This window comes from Rothia sp. LK2588 (assembly GCF_040946465.1).
GTDB lineage: Bacteria > Actinomycetota > Actinomycetes > Actinomycetales > Micrococcaceae > Rothia.
In genome coordinates, this window is the sequence record NZ_JAYWLS010000001.1 from 78,411 (window position 1) to 96,517 (window position 18,107).

Consider the following 18,107-nt stretch of genomic DNA (forward strand, 5'->3'; position numbering starts at 1 on the left):
CAGCACAACCCACCCCGGGAGTTCTCCCGGGGTGGGTTTTTCTATACCGTTGAAGGTTTGCCAACAATTTACGTCACTTTGCTCACCTGGGTCTGTCCCGCGTAGGGCAGGCGGGTATAGTGGCACTGAGCCCACCTGCGCGGTGAGCACTTTTGAGTGCCCGCCATCCGCGTGTACGCGGCGGGCAGTTCTATTTCCTAGATTTAAGCGAGATCCTTACGCATGTCAGAAAACACCGCTTCACGTAGCGACCTTCGCAACGTGGCAATCGTGGCCCACGTTGACCACGGCAAGACCACCATCGTGGATGCCATGCTCCAGCAGACCCACGCCTTCTCTGCCCACGCAGACGTCGAAGATCGCGTCATGGACTCCGGTGACCTGGAAAAGGAAAAGGGCATCACCATCCTGGCCAAGAACACCACCGTGTTCTACAACGGCCCCTCTGCCGACGGTGAGACCGTCACCATCAACGTCATTGACACCCCCGGCCACGCCGACTTCGGCGGCGAGGTCGAGCGCGGCCTGTCGATGGTCGACGGTGTGGTTCTTCTCGTCGACGCCTCCGAAGGCCCGCTGCCGCAGACCCGTTTCGTGCTGCGCAAGGCGCTGGCCGCTAAGCTTCCCGTGATTCTCGTGGTCAACAAGGTCGACCGTCCCGACGCCCGCATCGATGAGGTCGTCGGCGAATCGATGGACCTGCTCCTGGGCCTGGGCTCCGACCTGGCCGATGAGGTACCCGATCTCGACGTGGATGCCCTGCTCGACGTGCCCGTCGTCTACGCCTCGGGTAAGGCCGGAGCGGCATCCCTGAACCAGCCCGCCGACGGTGCGCTGCCGGACAACGACGACCTCGAACCGCTGTTCGAAACCATCCTCAAGCACGTGCCCGCCCCCAGCTACAACCCCGACGAGGTTCTGCAGGCGCACGTGACCAACCTCGACTCCTCGCCGTTCCTCGGCCGCCTGGCGCTGTTGCGTATCTTCAACGGCACCCTGAAGAAGGGGCAGACCGTGGCCTGGGCCCGCCAGGACGGCACCGTGAAGAACGTGCGTATCTCCGAGTTGCTGGCCACCAAAGCGCTCGAGCGCGTGCCCGCCGAGTCCGCAGGCCCCGGTGAGATCGTGGCGGTCGCAGGTATCGAAGACATCACCATCGGTGAAACCCTCACCGACCCCGAGAACCCCAAGCCGCTGCCGCTGATCACCGTGGACGACCCGGCGATCTCGATGACCATCGGTATCAACACCTCGCCGCTGGCCGGTAAGGTCAAGGGCGCCAAGGTGACCGCACGCCAGGTGAAGGATCGCCTGGACAAAGAGCTCATCGGTAACGTCTCCCTGCGCGTGCTGCCCACCGAGCGTCCCGACGCGTGGGAGGTTCAGGGCCGCGGCGAGCTCGCCCTGGCGATCCTGGTGGAGCAGATGCGTCGCGAAGGTTTCGAGCTGACCGTGGGCAAGCCCCAGGTTGTGACCCGCGAGATCGACGGCAAGCTGCACGAACCCATGGAGCACATGATCATCGACGTGCCCGAGGAATTCCTCGGCGCGGTCACCCAGCTCATGGCGGCGCGTAAGGGCCGCATGGAGGGTATGTCGAACAACGGCACCGGCTGGGTCCGCATGGAATTCACCGTGCCTGCCCGTGGCCTGATCGGCTTCCGCACCCAGTTCCTGACCGAAACCCGCGGCGCAGGTATCTCCAGCTCGTACTCCACCGGTTACGAGCCCTGGGCTGGCGACATCGACTACCGTTCCAACGGTTCGATGATCTCCGACCGCGCCGGCGTGGTCACCCCGTACGCGATCATCGGTCTGCAGGAGCGCGGCACGATCTTCGTGGAACCCACCTCTGAGGTGTACGAGGGCATGATCATCGGTGAGAACTCCCGTTCGGACGACATGGAAGTCAACATCACCCGCGAGAAGAAGCTGACCAACATGCGTTCCTCGACCGCGGACAACTTCGAGAACATGACTCCGCCCAAGAAGCTCACCCTCGAAGAGTCCCTGGAATGGGCTCGCGAGGACGAGTGCGTTGAGGTTACCCCCGAGGCGATCCGCATCCGCAAGGTTATTCTGGACGCCAACGAGCGCGTGCGTGCCGCACGCCGCCGCGCTAAGGGCTAATCCTCGCACATCATTTCAACCGCTATCCGGTGACCCGTAGATGGGGTGCGGGGTAGCGATCCAGGGGCCACCGGCCTGGCTTGCGCCGCCGGTGGCCCCTGAGCCATAGCTGACGCTGTGCCGTAGATATCCTTGATACCCAACGAAGGGACGTCCTGACGTGACCGATGCTCACTCCTCCGTTCAGCCGTATTACCCGCCGCAGGGTACGGTGGTAGATTCCCACGCGGTGGATTCACTCTTGCCGCCCGGTCTTGATCCGGCCAAGGCCAAAATTCTGTTCTTGCACGCTCACCCCGACGACGAATCAACCGCCACCGGCGCAACGATCGGGCACTACGCGGAACAGGGGGCTTCGGTTTACCTGTTGACGATGACCCGCGGTGAGATGGGCGAGGTGATTCCCGAGGAGTTCAAGTATCTGCAGGCGGCGGACGGTCCCGCCACCGACCACGGGGACGGCCTGGGTCGTCTGCGCACCATCGAGTTGCGTGCGGCCGCTAAGGCACTGGGGATCAAGAAACGTCTCTACCTGGGGCAGCAATCCTCATTCGTGCCGGGTTCACCCGGTTACTATCGCGACTCTGGGATGGAATGGGGCGCCGATGGGCGCGCCACGGCCAACTCTCAGGCGGCATCGGATTGTTTGACGGCTACCGATCTCACGCTTCAGGCCCGCGCTATTGCCACGGTGATTTATCAGTTGAACCCGGACGTCGTCGTTGCCTATGATCACGACGGCGGGTATGGCCACCCCGATCACCTGCGCACCTTCCAGGCCGCCGACCTCGCGATTCGCACCCTGGTGGCCGACGAACATCAGTTCCCGGTCTACTTCTGGGGACTAGAGGGGGACGTGCAGGCCAACGACACGCGCCAACAGGCGGTCATCGACGGTTCCCTGGAACGCAAGAAAGCGGGCATGGCCGAGCATGTCACCCAGCTCACCATCACCGGGGAAGACACCTTCGAGTACTCCAACGGCGTGACGCAGAAGATCTCTCCGCGCGAGACCTATCGACTGCTGTGGTCCGCTGCGGACGCCACGACCCGCTATCTGGCCCAGGACTGATATTTTGTCTTTCTTCACCACGTTCCGACGGCACGACCGACTCACCGAACAGGCCCCCGCGCGGGTGGCTCCCACCCCCGCCAACTCGGTGCTGACCGCCATCTGCCTGGGGCTGTTGACAGGGTTCGCGGGCACGATGTACCACGCTTTCATCTGGCATATCACCCCGGACATCTATCTTCCCTGGGGAGCTGTACTCGGCATTCTGCTGGTGTTTTGCGCGGCAACCTGGTGCTCGTTGAGGGCTGAGAAGACCTGGGCGGGATCGCTGGTGGGTGTGGTCGCGTTCATGCTGATCGCGGTCTTCGGCTTCGCCAAGACCGGCTCGGTACTGGTGCTCTTGAACCCGGTGGTACCCGTGGGTGTCGCCGGCACCCTCTGGCTCTTGGGGACAATGGCGGCCACCGCCGTCTCCAATGTGGTGGTGGGGCGTAGCCTCAGGCGTCGCACCCAGCGTGTTCAAAAATAATTAAGTTATATTTATGTGCCCTGTCAATTAGGCCACTAAACTCGATTCACCGCGTCTGCGGTGACTACTATAGATGAAGATTCGGTTCTCGATTCAAGGATCAGAGAACTCAGCGACATCCCGAAGAAAGGCCCCCGCATGACCTATGTGATTGCCCAGCCTTGCGTTGACGTCAAAGATCGCGCATGCGTTGAAGAATGCCCCGTTGACTGCATTTATGAGGGCGAGCGCACGCTGTACATCCACCCCGACGAGTGCGTAGACTGCGGCGCTTGCGAGCCAGTGTGCCCCGTTGAGGCGATCTACTATGAAGACGACGTTCCCGAGGAATGGGAAGACTATACCCAGGCTAACGTCGATTTCTTCGACGACCTCGGTTCGCCCGGTGGAGCGGCTCGCCTGGGCAACACGGGTAAGGATGTCGACTGGATCGCCGCCCTGCCCAAACAGAACCAGGGTTAGGGCAGTATCCCGCAACTTGTGTTCAACACCGCGTCACCTCAGGTGGCGCGGTGTTGTCGTATCTAGGGGAGTGTGGTGCAGAGTTCACCATGCGGAAGAGTGAGTGAGGGGAGCCGGGGCCCAGGCATTAGACTGAGTCGAAAGAGTACTGCCTGATTCGAGAGGAAAAACCCGTGCCCCGTTTTGGCCTTGACCTGCCCGATTACCCGTGGGATCAGATGGAACCTTACCGCGCCAAGGCCCAGGCTCATACCGATGGCCTGGTGAACCTTTCGATTGGTACACCGGTGGATCCCACCCCCGAGGTGATTCGTGCGGCGCTGGCCGAGGCCGCCGATGCACACGGCTATCCGACCACCCACGGAACGGCCGAGGTGCGCGAGGCAATCGTCAACTGGTTCGCTCGCCGCCGCAACGTCCCCGGTCTTGATACCGCTCAGGTGATGCCCACGGTAGGTTCCAAGGAATTGGTGGCGTGGTTGCCGTTCCTGTTGGGCTTGGGGCAGGGGGACGTTGTCGTGCGCCCGCGGGTGGCCTACCCGACCTACGACATCGGTGCGCGGCTGGCCGGGGCAGAACACGTTGCCGCCGACTCCCTCGACGAGTTAGACGCCGCAACCCGCGCCCGCGTGAAACTGGTGTGGGTGAACTCGCCGGGTAATCCCACCGGCCAGGTGCGGGACATCGCCTCGTTGCGTCGGCTGGTGGAGCAGGCTCGCGATTTGGGTGCCGCCGTGGCCTCGGACGAATGCTACGCCGAACTGGGGTGGGGCGAATGGGACGCCGCCCGCGGTGGGGAGGCCGTGCCGTCCATCCTGGATCCGCGCGTGACAGGTGGTTCCAACGAGCTACTCTTTGCCGCGTACTCGCTCTCGAAACAATCGAATCTGGCCGGCTACCGCGCGGCATTCTTGGCCGGTGACGAGAAGATCATGCCCAACCTCGTCAACTCCCGTAAGCACGCGGGCATGATCGTTGCCGCCCCGGTGCAGTCTGCGATGGTGGCGGCGCTGAACGACGATGAGCATGTCTCGGCACAGAAAGACCGCTATCGCGCTCGCCGCGAGTTGTTGCTTCCCGCAGTGGAGAAGTTTGGCCTGAAGATCGAGGGGTCTGAGGCGGGTCTGTACCTCTGGGCCACCGCGGGGGAGGACACCTGGACTACCGTGGAACGTTTCGCGCAACGTGGGATCTTGATCGGCCCGGGTGTTTTCTATGGCGATGAGGGGGCCGGTTATGTGCGTATCGCGCTGACTGGTTCCGATGCCGATATCGCGGCAGCGGCACAGCGTTTGAGCTCAGAATGAACATATGGTCAAAATAACCCGAAAGTGGGGGACCGCACGGGCTCAATGTGATTTACGGCAAACAAATGGGTAAACTGCAACACAGGCAAAGTATGTAGCTGTGAAGGCTGACGATGCAGAGGAGCCCCCGAATGGTCTGGGGTTCATACCAGGAAATCTCAACCGAACAGTCCTGAAGACGAGGGGGAAGAATGACTGAAAACAACGACGCAGTTCTCAAGCACAAGGACAAAGAGCTGACGCTTAAGTACGTGGAGGCCAGCGAAGGCGCCGGGGCTTTCACCACCACCGGACTGCTTTCGGAAACCGGCACCACGGCGTACGACCCGGGCTTCATGAACACCGCTAACGCGAAATCGGCGATTACCTATATCGACGGCGCCAACGGCATTCTGCGTTACCGCGGCTACCCGATCGAAGAATTGGCTGAGCACTCGAACTTCCTGGAGACCGCCTACCTGCTGATCTATGGCGAGTTGCCGACCGCGCAGCAGTACGCGGAGTTCGACGACACCGTTCGTCGGCATACCATGATCCACGAAGACATGAAGATGTTCTTCGCCGGATTCCCCAAGGACGCCCACCCCATGGCGGTTCTGGCTTCCTCGGTTTCGGCGATGTCCACGTTCTACGCCGACTCGCTGGATCCGTTCGATCCGCGTCAGGTCGAGATCTCAACCTTCCGCCTGCTCTGCAAGGTGCCCACCCTGGCCGCTTACGCGCTGAAGAAGTCCCGTGGCGAGCCCCTGATGTACCCTCAAAACAAGCTGAATTACACCGAGAATTTCTTGCAGATGTGCTTCGGCTTCCCCACCGAAGAGTACGAGCCCGACCCGGTCGTGGCGAAGGCGCTCGACACCCTGTTGCTTCTGCACGCCGACCACGAGCAGAACTGCTCCACCTCGACCGTGCGCCTGGTCGGTTCGGCACACGCCAACATGTTCGCCTCGGTATCCGCCGGCATCAACGCCCTCTACGGCCCGCTGCACGGTGGCGCCAACGAGGCGGTGCTGAAGATGCTCAACGAGATCAAGGATCGCGGCATCGAGCCCGAGGAGTACATGGAGAAGGTCAAGCGCAAGGAAGACGGCGTGCGACTCATGGGCTTCGGTCACCGTGTCTACAAGAACTACGACCCGCGTGCACGCATCGTGAAGGCCCGCGCCGACGAGGTGCTGGACAAGATCGGTGGCAACGAGGAGCTCTTCGACATCGCTCGTCGCCTCGAGGAGAAGGCACTGGCCGATGACTACTTCATCGAGCGTAAGCTGTACCCGAACGTCGACTTCTACTCGGGCCTGATCTACAAGGCCATGGGCTTCCCCGAGCAGATGTTCACCGTGCTCTTCGCCATGGGCCGCCTGCCGGGTTGGATCGCTCAGTGGACCGAGATGATCAACGACCCCGACACCAAGATCGGACGTCCCCGTCAGGTTTACGTCGGTGAGACCGAGCGTCACTACCCGACAGCCAACTAAGTTTCGCGAAGTCCTCCTTAAACACCGAGGTCCTACCAGAATTGGTAGGACCTCGGTGTTTAACCCGGACTTCGGCGAGGAGGTTTAAGCCTCGTACCCGTTGGGGTTGTTCTTCTGCCAGTTCCAGTGGTCGCGCACCATGGTGTCGATGTCGCGCTCAGCGGACCAACCCAGATCGGCCAGCGCCGAGGACGGGTCGGCGTAGGAGACGGCGACGTCACCGGGGCGACGGTCCACGATCTTGTAGGGCAGCTCCTTACCGCAGGCCTTCTCGAAGGCATGGAGCACCTCGAGCACCGAGTAACCGTTGCCGGTACCCAGGTTCCAGGTGTGCAGACCACCGTGGGAGGCCAGGTATTCCAGCGCCTTGAGGTGACCGTTGGCCAGGTCGACCACGTGGATGTAGTCGCGCACGCCGGTGCCGTCGACGGTGGGGTAGTCGTTGCCGAACACATTCAGGTGTTCACGGCGTCCCACAGCCACCTGCGCGATGAAGGGAACCAGGTTGTTGGGGATGCCCGCGGGGTCTTCGCCGATGCGGCCGGACTCGTGCGCGCCCACCGGGTTGAAGTAGCGCAACAGCGCGATGTTCCACGAGGCGTCCGAGGCGCCGAGGTCGCGGAGCATGTCTTCGATGTGCTCCTTGGTGCGGCCGTAACAGGACTGAGCGTCCATGTTGATCTTCTCGGTCAGCGGCATCTCTTCGGGCTCGCCATAGACGGTCGCCGAGGAGGAGAAGACGATGGTCTTGCAGTCTACTTCTTCCATGGCGTAGAGCAGGTTCAAGGTGCCAGCCACGTTGGTTTGGTAGTACCACAGCGGTTTCTCTGCCGATTCGCCGACGGCCTTGAGGCCTGCGAAGTGAATGACGGCCTCGGGGCGGGTGTCGCGGAAGAGCTTCTTCATGCCCTCGGGGTCGAGGAGGTCGACCTGGTGGAACTCGGCCTGCTTTCCGGTCAGTTCAGCCACGCGGCGCAACGACTCCTCGGAGGAGTTGGCGAGGTTGTCCATGACGACGACCTCGTGGCCCGCGTTGAGCAGTTCGTGAACGGTGTGGGAACCGATGTAACCGGATCCGCCGGTGACCAAAATCTTCATGTTTGTAAATTCCTCTTCTCTTCGGCTGAGCGCAATCACGTGCCGACCGGTCTCCACGGGCCATGGCCCGTTATTCCCCGGTTGACGGGGGACGCTTCACGCCACATTTTACCGTGCCGCTACCACGTGAAGTTCGAGCGAACCGGTGGAATGAACCCCTCACGCTGTGGGCCCTTGTGCGTATCCCTCGTACACAAAGGGCGGGAACGCTACGGTTCCCGCCCTGTGAAGATGTGGCTAATTGTGGTGCAACGCGTCGTTGAGTTCGACCGTGTTGTTGGCCCGCGGCAACACCTCGATGGCCCCGGTCACCGAATTGCGGCGGAAGAGCAGGTTTGAGACTCCCGAGAGTTCGGCGGCCTTGACCACGCGGTCCTCTTCACCGGTAACCAGCACCGTCACGCGCGAACCGGCGGTCACGTACAAACCGGCCTCGACCACGCAGTCGTCACCGAGGGCGATGCCGACCCCGGCCTCGGCACCGACCAGCGAACGCTCACCAATGGAGACGCGCTCGGTACCGCCACCGGAGAGCGTGCCCATGGTGGAGGCACCGCCGCCGATGTCCGAGCCGTCGCCGACAACGACTCCCTGCGAGATGCGTCCTTCCACCATGGAGGTGCCGCGGGTTCCGGCGTTGAAGTTCACGAAGCCCTCGTGCATCACGGTCGTACCCGAGGCCAGGTGCGCGCCGAGGCGCACCCGGTCGGCGTCGCCGATGCGCACACCGGCAGGAATCACGTAGTCGATCATGCGGGGGAACTTATCGACGTGGCTGATGATCACGTGCCCGCGCCGGCGCAGGCACAAGACCGCGGCGTTGGCTTCGGCAGCCAGCACGGGGCCGAAGTTGGTCCAGGCAACGTTCGCCAACTGGCCGAAGAGACCGTCGAGGTTGATGGTGTTCGGCTCCACCAGGCAGTGAGAGAGCAAATGCAGGCGCAGGTAGGCGTCGGAGGCTCCTGAGGGCGCCGCGTCCAAGTCGATGGAGGTCTCAACGACCTCGGTACGCACGTTGCGGTCGGCGTCTTCACCGACCAGCGCCTCGAGTTGGTCGCGGATGTCGGTGGACGGGGTCGCGGTTAGTGCAGGGGCCGGGTACCAGGTGTCTAACACGGTACCGGCATGCTCACCGTCGGCGACCACGGTGGCGAGTCCGAGACCGGAAGCTGGGCGAGAGATAGTTTCAGTCATGTCTGCCAGTCTAGTGGTGGCCGCATGCGAGGTCACAGCCATTTCTCAATATGAAACCACTCAGGGCAAACCGGGGCGCGGGAAGGGGAGCACGGGTACAGTGGGGCACATGACTGATGCACACACATCCGCTGATTTCACCGAATGCGGTCCCGCCGAGCTCGACCTGACTCAAGACGTGGCCGCGCTGACCGAAGACCTGCTCAACGTCTACTCGGTCTCCGGCGAGGAGCGTCGCCTTGCAGACATGGTGGAGGCGGCCCTCAAGAAGCTTCCGCACCTGAAGGTGGTGCGCGATGACGATTCGATCATCGCCCGCACCGACTGGGGCAAAGAGCAGCGCGTGGTTCTGGCTGGGCACCTCGACACCGTCCCGCTGCCCTCGGTGCCTGGTTCCCGAGGTACCGTGCCCGCCCAATGGGTCGAAGACAACGGAACCCGGGTGCTCTATGGCCGCGGTGCTACCGATATGAAGTCAGGTGTGGCGGTGCAGCTGGCGCTCGCCGCCGCGCTAACCGATGCCCACTACGACATCACCTACGTTTTCTACGACAACGAAGAGGTCGCCTCACATCTATCGGGTCTGGGCCGCTTGATGGAGCATCATCGCGAACTGCTGACGGACGCCGAGTTCGCCGTGCTACTGGAGCCGACCAATGGCACCATCGAGGGTGGCTGCAACGGCACGATGCGATTCTGGATTCACACCACCGGGCTGCGGGCCCATTCCGGACGCGCCTGGAAGGGTGAGAACGCGATTCACAAGCTCGCCGAGGTGCTGGCCCGCCTCGACGCCTACGAACCGGCGACTCACGAGGTCGAGGGGCTGGCCTTCCGCGAGGGTCTCAACGCTGTGCAGATCTCCGGGGGAGTGGCCGGTAATGTAATTCCCGATGAGGCCTCGGTGCACATCAATTACCGCTTCGCCCCCAACAAGACCCTCGACGAAGCGGTTGCGCACATGCGCGAGGTGTTCGCCGGTTTCGAGCTGGATTTCGTCGACCAGTCGGCGGCGGCGCGTCCGGGTTTGGACGCCCCCATGAGCGCCTCGTTGGTGGCGTCGGTGGGGCACGAACCCCAACCCAAGTACGGTTGGACGGACGTCGCCCGGTTCTCGTCCATCGGCATCCCCGCGGTGAACTTCGGCCCCGGCGACGCCCTCCTGGCGCACACCGACGACGAACACGTCACCGACGAGGCAGTGCGCACCTGCTATGCGCAGCTGCACCGCTGGTTGGCCGAATAATCCTTAAACTCAAAATCCGGGAAACCTGCCCTACCATCGCGGAGACGATGACGGGGCGGGTTTCCCGGCTTTTTGGTGGGGAACCGGCGGTTAAGCCTTCGGGAGCTTGAACATCAGCGCGGTCGCCGGGTTGGCGTTGTCGACCTCGCCCGGGATGCCGTCGGCGTGCTTGATGCCGGAGGAGGAGCGCGAGCTCAAGAACTTCGAGAGGTACTGAGCCAGCATCGTCAACGCGAAGTTGATGACGATGAAGATCAGCGCCGCCAAGAGCAGGGTCTGCAACACGTTGCCCTCACCCGATCCGAAGCGGCGGGCCGAGGCCAGCAGTTCGGGGTAGGAGATGATGTAACCCAGGGCGGTGTCTTTGAGGATCACCACGAACTGAGAAACCAGCGAGGGGAGCATGGTCACCATTGCCTGCGGCATGAGGATCGTGCGCAGCACCTTACCCGGAGTCAGACCGATGGCTAGGCCGGCCTCACCCTGACCGCGCGGCAACTGCTTCACACCGGAGCGCAGTAGCTCGGCGATCACCGAGCCGTTGTAGAGCGTCAGACCGATGACCACCGCGATAAACGGCAGCTGTTGCGGTGAGAAAATCGCGAAGCGACCCAGGAAGAGCCAGAAGAAGATCATCATGATCAGCACGGGCACGGCGCGGAAGAACTCCACGATCACGGTTGCCACGCCACGTACGAAAGCGTTCGTCGACAGGCGCATGTAACCGAAGACCATGCCGAAGACCAGTGCGGTGATGACCGAGAGCATCGCCGCCTTCAGCGTCGAGACGATACCGGGGATGAAGTAGTACTCCCATGCACGTCCGGTGAACAGCGCCGTCCATTTCTCGGCTTCGAGCTGGCCCTGGCGGTGCATGACCACCAGCACGTAGGCGAGAAAGGCCAAGAACAGTAGTGCTGCCACAATGTTGAAGATATTGGTCAGCTTGCGGCCGCGAGGGCCGGGGGTATCAAAGAGAACCGATGTACTCATCGTTTCACCGCCAATCTACGGGAAGCCCAGGTAGTCAGGATGCCGATCGGCACCACGATGATCACGAAGCCCATCGCGAAGACCGCGAAGATGAGGAAGATGAGGTCGGAGTCGAACTCGATCATCGACTTCATCATGCCCGAGGCCTCAGCCACCGACGCTACGGTGGCTACGGTGGTGTTCTTGGCCAGCGCGATCAGGGTATTACCCAGCGGGGTAATAGAACCGCGCAGGGCCTGCGGGAAAATGATGTGGCGGGCGGCGGGGAAGAAGCCCAGGCCGATGGCGCGGGCCGCCTCCGCCTGGCCGACCGGCACGGTGTTCACACCGGAGCGGATCGCCTCGCACACGAACGCTGCGTGGTAGATCGCCAATACGATGACCGCGTAGATGAAGAAGTTGGCGGTGAAGTTTGAAACCAGCTGAAGCTGGAATTGCGTCCAGACGCCCAGAATGGCAAGGGTCATCAGAATGGTCAGCGGGGTGTTACGTACCAGGTGCACGTAAGCGGCACCGGCAAAGCGCAGGGACGGCACGGGCGAGATGCGCATCAGCGCCAGCACCGAGCCGATCACGAACGCGCCCAGCGCGGCCCAAAAGGTCAGCTGAACATTGGCCCAGAACGCCTCAAGGACGTTGTACTTGCCAAAGAGCGTGGAGAGCTGTTCGCCGAATGACACGGGAGCCTCCGTTTCTTGAAAAGGAATGAATGTGGTGTGGTTACTTGGAATCTTGAGTGGGCTTGGAACAGCTGTTGTCGAGCTTCGGCGGATTCAGTTTCTGGTTGTATTTGAAACCTGATTCACCCACCGACTTGTCCAATGCTTTCTCCCACTCACCGGTTTCGACCATCTTGTTGATGGCGGCGTTGATCTTGCCGCACTTATCGGAACCCTTGGGAAGGCCCACACCGTAGCGTTCGGTGGTGAAGGTGTTACCCACCAGTTTGAGCTGACCCTGGTTCGCCTTGGTGGAACCGAGACCGGCGAGGATGATGTCGTCGGTGGTCACCGCGTCAACCATGCCGGCGTTGAGCGCCACCACGCAGTCGGAATAGGAATTCTGCTGCACGAGCTGTACGTCAGAGGCGAACTTATCTTGGATCTTCTTAGCGGAGGTAGAACCGGTGACCGAGCACAGGTCCTTTCCGTTGAGCTGTTCGGGGCCGTGGATATCGTTGTTATCCTTCTGCACCAGCAGATCCTGGCCCGCCACGAAATAGGGCCCGGCGAAGTCCACAGACTTCAGACGGGTGTTGGTGATCGAGTAGGTCGCAAAGATCATGTCGACCTGTCCGTTGGAGAGCATGTTCTCACGGTTTGCCGAGGGCGATTCGACCCATTCGATCTGGTCTTCGTTATAACCCAGTTCTTTGGCCACATACCGGGCGACCTCGGTGTCGAAACCGGTGTAGTCCTTACCGTCTTGGTAACCCAGGCCGGGTTGGTCGTACTTGATGCCGATACGGATTTTGTCGCCGGCGTCGTCGTTACCGGTCGCACAACCGGAGAGCGCCAGGGTGGCCGAGGCGGCCAGCGCCGCGGCGGTGACCACCTTGGCTTTGAAGGTTTTGAAGCTACTCACGCGGGCCTCCTAGTGGTTGAGGATCTTGCCGAGGAAGTCGCGGGCGCGCTCCGACTTGGGGTTGGTGAAGAACTCATCGGGGGTGGCCTGCTCGACAATTTCCCCGTCGGCGAGGAAGACGATGCGGTCGGCGGCGCGGCGCGCGAAGCCCATCTCGTGGGTCACCACGATCATGGTCATGCCCTCGCGGGCCAGGGAGACCATGGTCTCCAGAACCTCGTTGACCATCTCGGGGTCGAGCGCGGAGGTCGGCTCGTCGAACAGCATGACCTTGGGCTTCATGGCCAACGCGCGGGCGATCGCCACGCGCTGCTGCTGACCGCCCGAGAGCTGAGCGGGCATCTTCGATGCCTGCGAGTCGACGCCCACCTTGCGTAGCAGGCTCATCGCCAGTTCTTCGGATTCCTCTTTGCCCATCCCGCGTACCTTGCGGGGGCCCAGCGTCACGTTGTCGAGAATCGACTTGTGCGCGAAGAGGTTGAAGGACTGGAACACCATGCCGACTTCGGCGCGCAGTGCGGCCAGTTCTTTACCTTCGGAGGGGAGCTCCTTGCCGTCGATCAGAATGGTTCCCGAATCGATGGTCTCCAGGCGGTTGATGGTGCGGCACAGGGTAGACTTACCCGAGCCGGAGGGGCCGAGCAAGATGATGACCTCGCCCGCGGCGACATCGAGGTTGATGTCTTTCAAAACGTGCAGCTCGCCGAAATGCTTGTTCACGGACTTGAGCTGAACCAGTGCATTGCTCACGTGGTTTCTCCTAGCAGAATGTGTGGCGTGCCCAGAACCGTCCCGCGATGAGAAGCGGCGGGAGGTGAGAGCAAGAACACCAATCGTAGTGTGATCTACAGAATACATACGTATGGTAACGATCATGTTACATAATGTCGTGTTGATACCCTAAAGTTGCCCTACTTCGCCCCCTACCTCCTCGGAGCTGAACTCCACTCATGAATTTTCTGCTGGTCGCGTTTACCATGATCGTCTTGCTTTTCACGATGGTCGGCGTCGCTATGCTGGCCAGCGATCGGGTGTTCCCGCTCGGCCGCACCGCCGAGCGTTTCGCCGAAGACGGTGTCGAGATCCCCGATGCGCGCCCGCGGCTTGCCCCGCAAAAGGATGACGATCGTTCCGTCTCTGCTGATAACGCGTGAGTCTCGCGCTCTACGAGCGTGGCTCGGCCGTTACCGCCGCGCTGATCGACCGCTGGGGGAGGGCGCCAGGCTGGGTGCAGGTGCTTTTCCTCTATGTGATCACCCGCCTGTGGGGTTGGGTCGTCTTCCTTATGGTGGGCCGGCAACAGCTCGTCAGCCCCTGGGGCGCCGGCCCGGTTTCTTACATCGAGTTTGCTAATTTCTGGGACGCCGGCTGGTACCGGCAGATCGCTCAGGGCGGCTACCCCTCTGAACTGCCCCATGATTCCGCAGGGCACGTGAGTCAAAACCCCTGGGCGTTCTACCCACTGTACCCCGTCCTCGCGCGCGGGCTCGCGGAAATGACCGGCGCCCAATACGAGGTCGCGGCCGTGTGGCTTTCGCTCGTTGCCGGGGCCGTGGCTACGTGGGCGGTGTATCTGCTGTTTCGTGTGTCCCTGCGCGCGCTACGCCACCGGCGTCCGCACGCCACAGCGCTGTGGGGCACCGCGGTGTTCCTGTGCGCGCCGGTCACCCCGGTAATCCAGGTGGCCTACGCCGAGTCGATCAACCTGCTCTTTCTCGCCTGGAGCCTCTACCTTCTTTTACGTCGTCGCTGGTGGTCCTCCGCCGCGGTGGGGTGGCTGGCCTGCCTCTCGAGACCGGTGGGGGTTCCGTTGGGTGCGACCGCCGGCCTGTGGTGGTTGGTTTGCGCGGTGGACGCCGCCCGCGGCCACGAGGGTTCCCTCGGCGTGCGCTGCCTGGCGGCCTTGCGCGCGACCGGTCAGCAGTTGCTGGCCGCCCTCGTCGCGTGCGCCGGGGCGTTGGCCTGGCCCGCCATCGCGTGGGTGGTCACCGGTGTGCCCGATGCGTATACCGCCACCGAGAGCGCCTGGCGCGGCGATCATTTCGTGCCGGTGGAACCCTGGTTCTTACAGGGAGAGAAATACTTTGGGGCGTTCGGCCCGGCGGTGCTTTGTCTGCTCATCGCAGCCTTCGTGGTGCTGATGATCAGTCGCCCCGTGGTGGCGAACCTGCACCCGGTGCTAATCCTCTGGTGTCTGGCCTACGCCGGATACCTGCTGATCTTCCTCAACCCGCAGTCTTCCCTGTTTCGGTTACTCTTGCCGCTGTTTCCGCTGTGTCTGGCGGCGGCTGCGGTATCGGTTTCGCGCGCCTTTCGGGTAACGCTGGTAGTGGCCGGGTTGGTGCTTCAGTTCGGCTGGGTCGGTTGGCTGTGGCACTGGAAGGAATTGCCGGGTGGGGGAGACTTTCCGCCTTAAGGTCAAAGGTGCCCAATCTAAACAGTAAGTTGGGTTACGATTACCTGGAGACGTGTGTGCGCCAGGTCATTTTCGCCGGTGCACCGGACAAGCATCGCAAGGAGTCATCATGGCGGCACAGAAACCCCGCACCGGAGACGGTCCCTTAGAAATAGTGGACGAAGGGCGCAACATCATCATGCGCATCCCGCTCGAAGGCGGTGGCCGCCTCGTGCTCGATATCTCGCGAGACGAAGTCGAAGCGCTGAAGAAAGAACTCGCCCAGTTCGAGTAATCGGCGGGCCTATTGATACTTCTTATAGATCAAGAAGATGCCCTGTTGGGCGTGCACAAGCGAGACGTGCACATCTGAGGTGCACTCGGCAATATCGTGGATGAGTCGGCGCAAAGCGACGGTAATCTCGTCTCGGGCCGCCGGCTGGGCCACCGATCCCGAATTCAGCGCATTATTGAGAATAAGCAACCCGCCATTCTTCAACAGCGCCAGTGCCTGATAGGCGCTGTACTCGCAGACCTCGACCCCGGCGTCCACGAAAATGAGATCGTAGGAGCCTGCCGAGAGGCGGGGGAGCACGTCGGCTACGTCGCCGGTAATGGTGCGTACCCGGTGCTTGCGGACGTCCCGGTGCTGGTCGATGAGCGACTTCGCCGCCTGCACACGCGAACGGTCGATATCGACCGTGGTCAGCGCCGAGCTGGGGAGCATGCCGTCGAGCAAAGCCAGAGTAGAGACCCCGGCGCCGGTTCCGATTTCCAGCACGTTAGAGGCCGCCGTTGAGGCCGCCAATAAAGTCAGCAACGATGCGGTGGCCGGGGAGACCGGAACCGCGCCCAGCCGCACCGATTCGGCACGGGCATCCTTGAGCAGTTGGTGTTCGGTGGGGAACTCTTCGGTATATGCCCACTCGACCCTGCGGTCGGTAGCGGAGGATGAAATCGCCATGGTTCTCCCTACCTCACTCGACTCGTATATTCGCTGTTGAACATCATATAGAACTTACTGCTCTTTGCGGGTTTTACCCAGTTAAAGCTGGTAATCTTCCATACTGTGTTCGGTATTAGCGGTATGGAATTCATCATTCTGGTCATCATCGCATTCGTGGTGATTGGCCCCGAACGCATGCCCGAATACGCGCAAAAGCTCAAGGACGGTGTCAAATACGTCCGCGGTGTCGCCTTCGATGCGAAGGACGAGCTGAAAGAAACCCTCGGCGATAACCCGCTGGGTGACTTCGACTGGAAGCAGTACGACCCGCGCCAGTACGATCCCCGCACCATCGTGCGTGAGGCCCTCGCTGAGGACGACGCCGAGCGCGCCGCGGCCCGTGAGGAGGCGGCGAAGTCGGGCAACCAGGAGCAACAGAGCCCCGCACGACGCCTGCCGGCCGGCGCCTATGCGCCCTTCGATACCGAAGCCACCTAAAATTTCAGACAGCACAGATCAGCCCCGTGAAGATTTCACGGGGCTTTTCTTTGGGGATGATGGGCCGGGTTAGACGTTCAGGGGCAGTGATTTACCCGCCAAACCGCGTCGGCGGTGCGAGAGCTGACGCGCTATACTGACGATCTCTTGGGCGGCGGGGGAGTCTGGGTGCGACCAGACCACCGGGTGACCCGAGTCGCCGCCGGTGCGCAACTGCATTTCCAGCGGCACCGATCCGAGCAGGGGTACCTCATAGTGGAGCTCCTCGGTGAGCCGTTTCGAGAGCAATGTACCGCCGCCGGAACCGAAAACCTCCATCGTGGAACCGTCAGGCATCACCATCGCCGACATATTCTCGATGACACCGACCACCTTCTGCCCGGTTTGTTGGCTGAGCGTGCCCGCCCGCTCGGCGACGTCCACGGCCGCCTGCTGCGGTGTGGAGACCAACACGAGTTCGGCGTGCGGAACGAGCTGTGCCATGGAGATCGCGATGTCACCGGTGCCGGGAGGCAGATCGAGCAGTAACACGTCTAGCGCGCCGAAGTGCACGTCGGTGAGGAACTGCTCAAGCGCTCGGTGCAACATGGGCCCGCGCCAGGCCACCGGGGCGTTGCCCTCCACGAACATGCCGATCGAGATGACCTTGACGAAACCGTGGGTTTTATCCCGGCTGCCGGGGACGTCCACCACCGGCGGCAGGATCATGTCGTCCATGCGCGTGGGGGAGTCGGTGATGCCGAAGAGACCCGGGATGGAGAATCCGTGGACGTCGGCATCCACGATGCCCACGCCGAGGCCTTGAGCGGCGAAGGCGGCGGCGAGGTTTGCAGTCATCGAGGATTTACCTACCCCGCCCTTACCCGAGACCACGGCGTACACGCGGGTGAGCGTGTTGTCTTCCGTGAAGGGATTCTTCTTGGTGTGCCCCAAGCGAGACTTCAGCTCAGCGCGTTGATCGGGGGTCATGAACCCGATCGAGACCTCCACAGCCTTCACAGCCGGTACCTGCTGCAGGGCCGAGCGCACATCGTTTTCAATGGTCGATCGCAGGGGGCACCCCTCGATGGTCAACAAGATGTGCACCGACGCCGTGCCATCATTCAGCGTGGCGGAGGAGACCATGCCGAGCTCGGTGATGGGGCGTCGTAGCTCGGGATCGATGACGGTGGCGAGGGCGTCGACAAGTTCTGCGGCAATGTGGCTCACGACGGGGCCTTCCTCTCTAAAACATA

Annotated in this window: 19 protein-coding genes; 11 read left to right on the forward strand and 8 right to left on the reverse strand. The window is 62.1% G+C overall.

Annotated features, from left to right (window positions below; all coding sequences use genetic code 11):
- The first annotated feature begins 222 nt into the window (after positions 1-222).
- The 6 genes from typA to VVR12_RS00360 all read left to right on the forward strand — a co-directional run bounded on the left by typA (position 223) and on the right by VVR12_RS00360 (position 6,918).
- The gene (typA, locus tag VVR12_RS00335) at positions 223-2,130 is read left to right on the forward strand and encodes a translational GTPase TypA (RefSeq protein ID WP_368549134.1); all 1,908 of its coding nucleotides are present in this window, start codon (positions 223-225) and stop codon (positions 2,128-2,130) included.
- A 160-nt stretch (positions 2,131-2,290) separates the two neighbouring features.
- Complete coding sequence (locus VVR12_RS00340; protein WP_368549135.1) at positions 2,291-3,202, forward strand: PIG-L family deacetylase; 912 nt, start codon at positions 2,291-2,293, stop codon at positions 3,200-3,202.
- 4 nt (positions 3,203-3,206) lie between these two features.
- Positions 3,207-3,671 carry a hypothetical protein gene (locus VVR12_RS00345; RefSeq protein WP_368549136.1) on the forward strand — a complete coding sequence of 155 codons (465 nt, stop codon included), beginning with the start codon at positions 3,207-3,209 and terminating at the stop codon, positions 3,669-3,671.
- A 138-nt stretch (positions 3,672-3,809) separates the two neighbouring features.
- Entirely contained in the window at positions 3,810-4,133 is a 324-nt protein-coding gene (fdxA, locus tag VVR12_RS00350; RefSeq protein WP_368549137.1) for a ferredoxin, read from the forward strand.
- 173 nt (positions 4,134-4,306) lie between these two features.
- Entirely contained in the window at positions 4,307-5,440 is a 1,134-nt protein-coding gene (gene dapC / locus VVR12_RS00355; protein WP_368549138.1) for a succinyldiaminopimelate transaminase, read from the forward strand.
- A gap of 191 nt (positions 5,441-5,631) precedes the next feature.
- Positions 5,632-6,918 carry a citrate synthase gene (locus VVR12_RS00360; RefSeq protein WP_368549139.1) on the forward strand — a complete coding sequence of 429 codons (1,287 nt, stop codon included), beginning with the start codon at positions 5,632-5,634 and terminating at the stop codon, positions 6,916-6,918.
- A gap of 84 nt (positions 6,919-7,002) precedes the next feature.
- On the opposite strand, the gene galE is transcribed toward VVR12_RS00360, so the two are convergent.
- Complete coding sequence (galE, locus tag VVR12_RS00365) at positions 7,003-8,016, reverse strand: UDP-glucose 4-epimerase GalE (RefSeq protein WP_368549140.1); 1,014 nt, start codon at positions 8,014-8,016, stop codon at positions 7,003-7,005.
- A gap of 237 nt (positions 8,017-8,253) precedes the next feature.
- Entirely contained in the window at positions 8,254-9,219 is a 966-nt protein-coding gene (gene dapD / locus VVR12_RS00370) for a 2,3,4,5-tetrahydropyridine-2,6-dicarboxylate N-succinyltransferase (protein WP_368549916.1), read from the reverse strand.
- A gap of 100 nt (positions 9,220-9,319) precedes the next feature.
- Here dapD and dapE point away from each other — a divergent pair, with 100 nt between their 5' ends.
- Complete coding sequence (dapE, locus tag VVR12_RS00375; RefSeq protein ID WP_368549141.1) at positions 9,320-10,456, forward strand: succinyl-diaminopimelate desuccinylase; 1,137 nt, start codon at positions 9,320-9,322, stop codon at positions 10,454-10,456.
- A gap of 90 nt (positions 10,457-10,546) precedes the next feature.
- On the opposite strand, the gene VVR12_RS00380 is transcribed toward dapE, so the two are convergent.
- The 4 genes from VVR12_RS00380 to VVR12_RS00395 are packed head-to-tail and all read right to left on the reverse strand — an operon-like array spanning position 10,547 to position 13,771.
- Complete coding sequence (locus tag VVR12_RS00380) at positions 10,547-11,449, reverse strand: amino acid ABC transporter permease (protein ID WP_368549142.1); 903 nt, start codon at positions 11,447-11,449, stop codon at positions 10,547-10,549.
- A complete protein-coding gene (locus VVR12_RS00385) occupies positions 11,446-12,129 on the reverse strand; it encodes an amino acid ABC transporter permease (RefSeq protein ID WP_368549143.1) in 684 nt (227 codons plus the stop codon). The genes VVR12_RS00380 and VVR12_RS00385 overlap by 4 nt, the downstream gene beginning before the upstream one ends.
- 40 nt (positions 12,130-12,169) lie before the next feature.
- Entirely contained in the window at positions 12,170-13,033 is an 864-nt protein-coding gene (locus VVR12_RS00390) for a glutamate ABC transporter substrate-binding protein (protein WP_409349861.1), read from the reverse strand.
- Positions 13,034-13,042: 9 nt separating this feature from the next.
- Entirely contained in the window at positions 13,043-13,771 is a 729-nt protein-coding gene (locus VVR12_RS00395; RefSeq protein WP_368549918.1) for an amino acid ABC transporter ATP-binding protein, read from the reverse strand.
- A gap of 212 nt (positions 13,772-13,983) precedes the next feature.
- On the opposite strand from VVR12_RS00395, the gene VVR12_RS00400 reads away from it, so the two are divergent.
- The 3 genes from VVR12_RS00400 to VVR12_RS00410 all read left to right on the forward strand — a co-directional run bounded on the left by VVR12_RS00400 (position 13,984) and on the right by VVR12_RS00410 (position 15,723).
- Positions 13,984-14,187, forward strand: a complete 204-nt coding sequence (locus VVR12_RS00400; RefSeq protein ID WP_368549144.1) for a hypothetical protein — start codon at positions 13,984-13,986, stop codon at positions 14,185-14,187.
- Entirely contained in the window at positions 14,184-15,449 is a 1,266-nt protein-coding gene (locus VVR12_RS00405) for a hypothetical protein (RefSeq protein WP_368549145.1), read from the forward strand. The genes VVR12_RS00400 and VVR12_RS00405 overlap by 4 nt, the downstream gene beginning before the upstream one ends.
- Positions 15,450-15,558: 109 nt before the next feature.
- On the forward strand, positions 15,559-15,723 hold the full coding sequence (locus VVR12_RS00410; RefSeq protein ID WP_368549146.1) for a DUF3117 domain-containing protein: 165 nt from the start codon (positions 15,559-15,561) through the stop codon (positions 15,721-15,723).
- A gap of 9 nt (positions 15,724-15,732) precedes the next feature.
- On the opposite strand, the gene VVR12_RS00415 is transcribed toward VVR12_RS00410, so the two are convergent.
- Positions 15,733-16,392 carry an O-methyltransferase gene (locus VVR12_RS00415; RefSeq protein WP_368549147.1) on the reverse strand — a complete coding sequence of 220 codons (660 nt, stop codon included), beginning with the start codon at positions 16,390-16,392 and terminating at the stop codon, positions 15,733-15,735.
- Positions 16,393-16,497: 105 nt separating this feature from the next.
- On the opposite strand from VVR12_RS00415, the gene VVR12_RS00420 reads away from it, so the two are divergent.
- Positions 16,498-16,872 (forward strand): Sec-independent protein translocase TatB, encoded by a 375-nt coding sequence (locus tag VVR12_RS00420; RefSeq protein WP_368549148.1) that lies wholly within the window; start codon positions 16,498-16,500, stop codon positions 16,870-16,872.
- 69 nt (positions 16,873-16,941) lie between these two features.
- Here the strand turns inward: VVR12_RS00420 and VVR12_RS00425 are convergent, their stop codons facing one another.
- The gene (locus VVR12_RS00425) at positions 16,942-18,081 is read right to left on the reverse strand and encodes a P-loop NTPase (RefSeq protein ID WP_368549149.1); all 1,140 of its coding nucleotides are present in this window, start codon (positions 18,079-18,081) and stop codon (positions 16,942-16,944) included.
- Positions 18,082-18,107: the final 26 nt, after the last annotated feature.